Annotated in this window: 6 protein-coding genes; 3 read left to right on the top strand and 3 right to left on the bottom strand. The window is 63.6% G+C overall.

From position 1 onward, the window contains the following. Nucleotides 1-531 precede the first annotated feature (531 nt). Together AB0H52_RS28165 and AB0H52_RS28160 are read left to right on the top strand one after the other, a co-directional pair. Entirely contained in the window at nt 532-1,698 is a 1,167-nt protein-coding gene (locus AB0H52_RS28165) for a condensation domain-containing protein (RefSeq protein ID WP_357951258.1), read from the top strand. A gap of 758 nt (nt 1,699-2,456) precedes the next feature. Then, entirely contained in the window at nt 2,457-2,741 is a 285-nt protein-coding gene (locus AB0H52_RS28160) for an acyl carrier protein (RefSeq protein WP_357951256.1), read from the top strand. Between the two features lie 142 nt (nt 2,742-2,883). On the opposite strand, the gene AB0H52_RS28155 is transcribed toward AB0H52_RS28160, so the two are convergent. Continuing rightward, nucleotides 2,884-3,039: a hypothetical protein gene (locus AB0H52_RS28155; RefSeq protein ID WP_357951254.1), complete on the bottom strand. Its 156-nt coding sequence runs from the start codon at nt 3,037-3,039 to the stop codon at nt 2,884-2,886. 276 nt (nt 3,040-3,315) lie between these two features. On the opposite strand from AB0H52_RS28155, the gene AB0H52_RS28150 reads away from it, so the two are divergent. Beyond that, nucleotides 3,316-4,644: a hypothetical protein gene (locus AB0H52_RS28150; RefSeq protein WP_357951252.1), complete on the top strand. Its 1,329-nt coding sequence runs from the start codon at nt 3,316-3,318 to the stop codon at nt 4,642-4,644. Nucleotides 4,645-4,700: 56 nt separating this feature from the next. On the opposite strand, the gene AB0H52_RS28145 is transcribed toward AB0H52_RS28150, so the two are convergent. Beyond that, nucleotides 4,701-5,651 carry a hypothetical protein gene (locus tag AB0H52_RS28145; RefSeq protein ID WP_357951250.1) on the bottom strand — a complete coding sequence of 317 codons (951 nt, stop codon included), beginning with the start codon at nt 5,649-5,651 and terminating at the stop codon, nt 4,701-4,703. Nucleotides 5,652-5,681: 30 nt separating this feature from the next. After that, nucleotides 5,682-6,995 (bottom strand): MFS transporter, encoded by a 1,314-nt coding sequence (locus AB0H52_RS28140; protein ID WP_357951248.1) that lies wholly within the window; start codon nt 6,993-6,995, stop codon nt 5,682-5,684. Between the last annotated feature and the right edge of the window lie 364 nt (nt 6,996-7,359).

Raw genomic sequence — 7,359 nt, 5'->3', positions numbered from 1 at the left:
GTGACAGACGACGCACACACCTCACACCATAAGGGACAAAACGGTCAAGCCGAAAGCCGTACCAAGGGATCAATACCCTCTGACGGATCGAGGCTGACGCTGCCCCCGACTCCTGTTGTCTGTTAGGGCTTCAGGGGTTCGTGCACCGGTAATATGGGTCAGATTCTTCATGTGTCGGCAGAGCCGTTGTCACGGCCGAAAGGGGCATGCGTGGCAGGCAGACTCCCGTTGCTGAGCACACCTCGGCTTCGCGCTAACGGTGGAACGCTCCGGTCGACGAGTCGCGATAGACAGGCTCTTTCGTCTACCGACCTCTGCCTTGTCAGCCGTCGCTCTCAATCGGGTTCCACACTCGATCATGCTTCGAAATCCGACGCCGTCCTACGGTAAGGCGTTGTCGCCCTTTTGGGCTGAAAGAAGGGTGGGGAAATGACTGTGGGCCGGGGTGAGGTCACGCGGGGTCCGACAGCGCTCGCTGAGATGGCCCGGCTGTCTGGGGAGTTCGCGGATAGGCACAATCTTGTTTATTGCGTGGCGTGGCTTGACGGGGCGTTGGACATCGGCGCCGTTCGTCAGGCGTGGCGTGGCGTCTGCCTGAGTCATGACGTGTTGCGTCGGGCGTACGTCTCGCCGGACGAAGCGTGCACGTACGACGACGTGTTGGGCGAGGTGGAGTTCTACACCGCTGATTCGGATATGGAGGCGCTTGAGACCGTACGCACGGTCACGACTCCGTTCGACCTCGCCGGTGTGGGTTTGTCGCGCCTCGCGATCGTGCAGCGCGACGAGCGTAGGCACCTCCTCGCGATCGTGCTGGATCACATCATCGTCGATGAGAAGACGTGGAAGCGTTTCATGGCGGATTTCGGCGTGTTCTATGAGCGCGCCACTCGAGGGGCGAGCGTCCCCGACAAGGTCGAGAAGAACGCGTATCACGACTTCACGTTGCTTGAGCGCCGCGAGTTGTCCTCTGCCTGGGGTGCGCAGCGGAGAGCGTTCTGGCGCTCCCAGACCGAGCGGTTCGGCACGTTCCCCCCGCCCTTTCCGATCACCTTCGAATCGGAAGGCGAATCGAGGCTCACGGTGGTGACCCACGCCCTGCCGGCGGACACGAAAGCGAGAGTGTCCGACATCGCCAGGCGCGCCCGGGCGACATCGTTCGTGACGGTGGCCTCCGCTGTGCTGTCAGGTTTACAGCAGGTGAGTGGCGCCCCGACCGTGGGAGCCACCACCCCTTACCACGGGCGCGTGCTGCCGGGCACATCCGACATCGCTGGCCTGTTCGTCCAGATGGTGCCCCTGCACCTGGCTGCGGGGTCGCGCAGTCCACTGGAAACAGTTCGGGAGGTCTTCTCGCACACCCTTGACGTGTTCGAGTACATCCTCCCGCTCCGGTCCGCCGGCAGACTCTGGAACGAGGAACTGGTCTCCACCGACCGGGCAGCCGGGGTGAACGTGGTCCTCGACAAACGAACGGTGGACCTCGGAGAATCGCTTCTTCCCGGAACAACAGCCGAGATCGTCTACCTCTACGTGCCGGGCGAGGTGACCTGGCCGCGAACCATCCAATTCAGGTGGGAACTAGATGGAACAGACCCGCAGGCCGTCGTCTCATACAACGAAAACTATTTTCCGAGCGACATCGTCGAGTCGCTGATCCAGGCAGCCGACAAATTCCTGCTCTCCGCCGACAACTGACCCGATCGCCGTCGGGATCGCCGCTCGCGAAACCAACCGGTCCATCCCCCGGCGCAGACCGACGGGATCCTCGCGCGTCGCTGGGCCGGAAGGTCCGCGGTCCAGGGCTCAGGTGGTGATGCTGGTCAGGGCCGGTGGTCGGCGAGGCGGAGAATGCGGTAGCGGCTCAGGGTGACGAGCGGGGGCGCGGCTCCGAGAGACGGGCCTGGCCGGTCAGCGCGAGCATAGGCATCCGACCGAGCAACACCGAGAGGGCCAAGCCGCCGCAGCGGGCTTACTCACCTCGCTTGGCGTGTCGTTGGCGTGGCACACACCTGTGCGATCCGCGCCGACGTCCAGACTGGTCCACCTCGAAGCCGGTCGCCCCCAGACTCGCGTCCAGCGATGCCTAGATTGTCTCCCGCTGCGGCTCCGACAGGTGCTCAGGCGAAGGCGAACCGGCCGAGAGCCATGCCCCACCCTGCCGCGCCGCCACCGGCTCCGCCGGTGCTTCACCGAACGTCTGGTGACCGCGAACCCCTCCGCGGCCCGTGACGGGGCTGTTCCCGCAGAACCCTCTCGGCAGGAGTGCGGCCTGAGCATCACGCACGGGAGACCCTGACTGGTGCCAGTACGTATGCGTCGGGGGGTGTCATAGCCTCACCCTTCAGTTCATGGTGACCAGCCGCCGATGGGTCGTTCCAGACCGCTCTACCATCCCCGCCATCCACCCTTAGAGGGTGCCTGCTCAGCATCCTTCGCCTTACCTGGGAGGCCTCGTGTTCACACCTGGCACGCCACAGCCTGGCAGTGGAGAACCGACCGACTCGGTCTGGCTCCAAGCATTTCGTGAGGTTCTTCCGTCCGAGGACATCAACGAGGACACCAATTTCTTCCAGGCGGGTGGCCACTCATTGCTGATCCCGAAGCTGTTGACTTGCTACGAATCGCGCTCCGGTTGGCGGCCGCCCGTGAGTCTCCTGTTCAAGTTCGCATCCCCGCGCGAGCTCGAGGCGGAGTCGGCCGCGCTTCGCGAGCGGACCGTGGAGCAGGGCAGCCGGTAGCGTGATTCCGGCGCATAGACGGCGACGCCCATTCCGGAACGCGGGTCTGACGGCTGTCGGATCGGGAAGAGCGTCTCACATCAACGGTTGGAAGACAGCAACAGCCGTAGTCAGGTCGAGCTCTTAGCATCGCTGGCCATGATCATGGGGATCCGTAGCTCAGATCGGCCTCGGGGAGCCAGCCGATGATCGCGTAGAGGCGATATGGGGTCTGCTTGAGCCGGCGGCGGACGGGGCTTTGGACTGCTCCGATGCCGACGAGCAGGCCGTCCACGATGCCGAACTCAAGCAGGGGCAAGACTCGTCCATCTCGGGTGCCTACAGGGCAGGTGGAACACGTGCATTCAGGCGATGAGCTCGGGTGCCCTGCGGGTGGAAACGCTTCCCCGAACAGCAGGATCCGCCAACGCAAACCACATGCAGGCGCTGCGAGTCATGGCACTCAGATGTGGGCGGGGAACCTGCAAGGGCAGCGTCGGGAAATGAGTGAGCTTTCATTTTTGGACGCTTGTGCAGTGCCGCAGGGTCAACGGCTAGACACACTTGGCCCGCCATCACCATCACTCATTCTGACATGCGAGGTACGATGCGGGTAGTCGAAGACGGAACGCTCAGCGCGGCTCCGCAACAACAGCACAGGCGTCAAATCCATGAACTTGCACGGCGACTCAGTGATAGTCACAACCGTAGTCGAGATGCGTTGAGCCTGGTCCCGAGCGAGAACCGTCTCTCCCCTCTGGCACAGTTGCCCCTGCAGTTCGATTTCCACAACCGTTACTTCTTCAATGAAGACCACGACCCGGATTTCTGGCAATTCAGGGGCGGGGAAAGCATTTCAGACATCGAGACAGAGGTGGCGTACAGCAGCCTGAGGGCGCTGTCTGACGCGCCGTTCGTCAACCTCCGTCCGGTTTCCGGGCTCAGCGCGATGCTCATCGCAATTGCGGGCATGGGCGGCGACCCGGGCAGCACGGTCGTATGCATCGACCCCGCGAGCGGAGGTCACTACGCCACTGCGGCAGTGATCAAGCGTTTCGGGTTCGTTCCTGCCGCCATCTCCGTTGAGGCAGGTGCGGTGGACCTCGATGGCCTACGAAAAATCCTATCCTCACAAAACGTATCCCTGATTTTCCTCGACCTGGCTAACAGCCTGCATCTACTGGACGTCGCCGCGGTTGCCGCCTGCCTCGCTGAGCACAGCCCGCACACGTTGCTACACATCGACGCCAGCCACACCCTCGGGCTTATTCTCGGCGGTCAGGCGCCCAACCCCCTTGATCTTGGCGCCACCAGCTTCGGTGGCTCTACGCACAAGACGTTTCCCGGGCCGCACAAGGGCGTACTGTTCACCAGGCTGCCGCACGTGAGCCGGCTCATCAAGGACGCGCAGCGCGTCTTGGTAAGCAGTCACCATTTCGGTGCGACCCTGGCACTGGGTCTGGCCGCGCGCGAGTTCGAGCACTTTGGCCCGGCCTACGCTCGACAGGTCGTCGTCAATGCCAAGCGACTCGGCGCCGAGTTGGCGCAGCGGGGCTTTGATGTTGCCCGCCGCACGGACGGGTACACCGACAACCACATGGTCTGGGTTCACGTCGGGGATCACGCCGCAACCAACAAGCTCGCTGGAACCCTGGCCGAGGCTGGTATCCGGGTCAACGTCCAGACGGAGAATGAAATGCCGAACGTCTCCGGTTCCGTGTTTCGTCTGGGCACCAACGAGGTCACGTTCGAAGGCGCTTCCGAGACGTCCATGGCCCTAATTGCTGAGGCATTCGTGGCGGCCCGGGATGGCGCAGTCGATCGTGCTGCCATGAACCACTCACAGGCGCGGCAGGCGTTCGACAGTCCGTACTTCTACGCTGACGCGGGATGGCGACCCGCCGAGTCGTCCAAGCGGATCTGACTGCGACCCGGGCGTCACACCCACGTGGTAACCAGGAACGGGGGCTTGCCGCCCTCTCAAGACACCGCCACGTTCTCAGCTGCCGATAGTGCCAACGACTCGACACCGGAGCCAAACACGCTCAACTCGAATGGAGTGTTTTTGTCGGGGTGTGCAACGGCCCGGAGCCGGACGTCCATCAGGTTGGCTTGCTCTGGCGGCCAGGTCGGATACGCGAAGAACACCAACGGTGGAGTCAGCCCGTCGTCATGCACAACACGTGTGAGCACGTCTTCGGAACCGTCGGTTCGCAGCGCGACTCGAGGTACTGGACGGAACCCCATCGACAGCTTGTATGCCGCTAGGCCAGCCTTGGCGATGTGCCCATACAGGTTGGGCTCCCACCCCGCGCTGGCTAGTGGCAACCCGTGTGCTCGGGTGACATTCATCAAGGCAAGATGAAGTACCCGGGAGAGGCTGTGGCTGCCTCGCAGGCCGTTCCGTTCGCCGTACAGCCCGGCCGTGTAGACACCGCGGCGGTGATCGTTGAGCGTAACCATGCCGGCGCACATGTTTCCGTCGGGGTCTCGGATCACCAGCATCTCCACGTCCGGCCCGATGCCCACCACCTCTTCCGGCGAGTTCACTATGGGGGCCGCGAAGGCCATGCCGGTCAGGGACGCTCGGTACAGTGGCAGCCATTCTTCGGCCAGCGCATGCGTGATCTTCTCGACGTGCTCGAGCGTCATCGCGGAGGCCCGGAGATCCCTGAGTCCCTTTCGCACGGCGTACCGCGCTTTATGCCCTAGCCCTCCGACGTATTCCTCTTCGGATCCCTTTGGATCCGCGAGCCAGACGACATTGGTAGGTCGGAAGCGGAATCCCTCGGTCAGCCACTCGCTGCCGGATGCCGGCGGCGGCGCCACGTTGACGACGTGCAGGTCTTTGCGGAACCTGAGTGCCTTCCACGCCGAGTGGTCGTTCTCTGCAAGGGTAGCGGTGACCAGTCCCTCATGATGCTGCGGCACCCGTAGTCCTCCGGTATCTCATCGAATACATCAGGCCTCTTTTGCCGCCGTCCGTTGGCCGCCGAGTGCATACGCGATCGCCAGAGCCGCGCCGACCATCAGCACACCCCCGATGATCAGGGTTGTGCGAAGGCTCAGTTCAGCGCTGACAGGACCCACCAACACCTGTCCCAGCGGTACGCCCACAAAGGATCCGAGGGCGTCGTACGAGTACACTCGCCCTAGCTTGTCCGGTTCGATCCTGTCCTGGAGGGTCGTCTCCCAGACGGTTCCGAAGATCTCCATTGACAGGCCTCCGACGAACGCGGCCAGTAGCAACACCGCGAATATCGGATAAACGCCCAGAGTGAGCGGCAGCGCGGCACCGAGGGGAAGCGCCAGGAGGCCAAGGCGCAGCGAGATTCGCCGGCCGCTTCTCATGATCAGAGCGGCCGCTACTGTCAAGCCGAAGACTTGGGCGCCGAGCACGAGGCCCCAGAGGTGACTGCCGAAGGTTTCCTCGGCAATGATTGGCCCCAGCACCGGGATGGTGCCGGAGTAGCACAGGTTCATCAACGTTGAGCCGACGATGGCCTGCCACAACCACTTTTGCTCCGAGAAGGCTACCCAGCCCCCGCGGACCTGGCTCATCAGCGATTCCTTCTTGGACGCGGTGCTGGCTGCGACCCGAACCCTTGAGAACAGGACTCCGGCGACGGCAAAACAGAACGCGTCGAAGGCGATCAGCCAGCCAGGGGCGGCTACGAGCAGGAATAGCGCGGCGAGTGCCCCGGATGTCACGGCGCACAGATTCAGGGTCAGTCGCATGGCCGCGTTGGCCTGGGGGCGCAATTCGGACGGGACGGTCTGCGGCAGTAGCGCCGACGAGGCCGGGGACGCGAACGCCGCACAGATCCCGTTCAGCAGGGCCAGTAGGGTCAGCGGGGCCAGGGAGTTGCCACCGGATAAGACGTACCACGCCACCAACGCTTGTGTGACCGCGCTGGCTCCACTCGACCCCTCGAGGACCAACCTCCGCGGGAACCGGTCGGCGAGGATTCCTCCGGCCAGAACAAAGAGCAGGTTGCCGGCGGACCTCGCGCCGACAACGATGCCTATCGTGCCGGCGCTCCCGCCGGCATCGATGATGGCGAGTGCGAGTCCGATGGGCGCAACGGTGTTGCCCAAGATCGACATCGTGCGGCCCGCGAGGAGCCATCGGAAGGCGGCGGGAAGCTCGGCGAAGAGCCGAAGTCCTGGGCGTAGACGACGCCGGCGCCCGGGCTTCCAGCGCCCCGACCCACTGGGCGGCAGCCTGGAGGGCGCGGTCGTGGGCGCCGATGAGGGACTGGTAGGTAACGTCAAGCGCCTTCTCCGTCTAGGTGCCCATCAATGACCCACAACGCCACTCCGATGCCGGTCATCGAATTCCCTCCGATGCAAATAAGGCTCGCTCAGAGCGCACAGTCATGCGAAGCCACCTTTCTGCTAGCCCGAGGTTTTGCACAGTCGCCACAGGCGCGCCATGCCGCTTCCTTGGCAATTGCACGGATGCTATCGGCAGTCTCGGGATCGAACAAGATCCAAGAGCGGCGGCGAGTGGAGAGATCTTCAGCGAGTGAGGTTTGCCTGCGCCAAATACCCCGTCCAAGTGAAGGATCATGAACCTGGAGGCAGTTTGGACCGACCACTCAAAGCCCTCCGAAGGTGCCCCGATTGAGGGGTCGTG

Source organism: Micromonospora sp. NPDC050695, assembly GCF_040654415.1.
GTDB lineage: Bacteria > Actinomycetota > Actinomycetes > Mycobacteriales > Micromonosporaceae > Micromonospora.
This window is presented reverse-complemented; position numbering and strand designations above follow the sequence as displayed.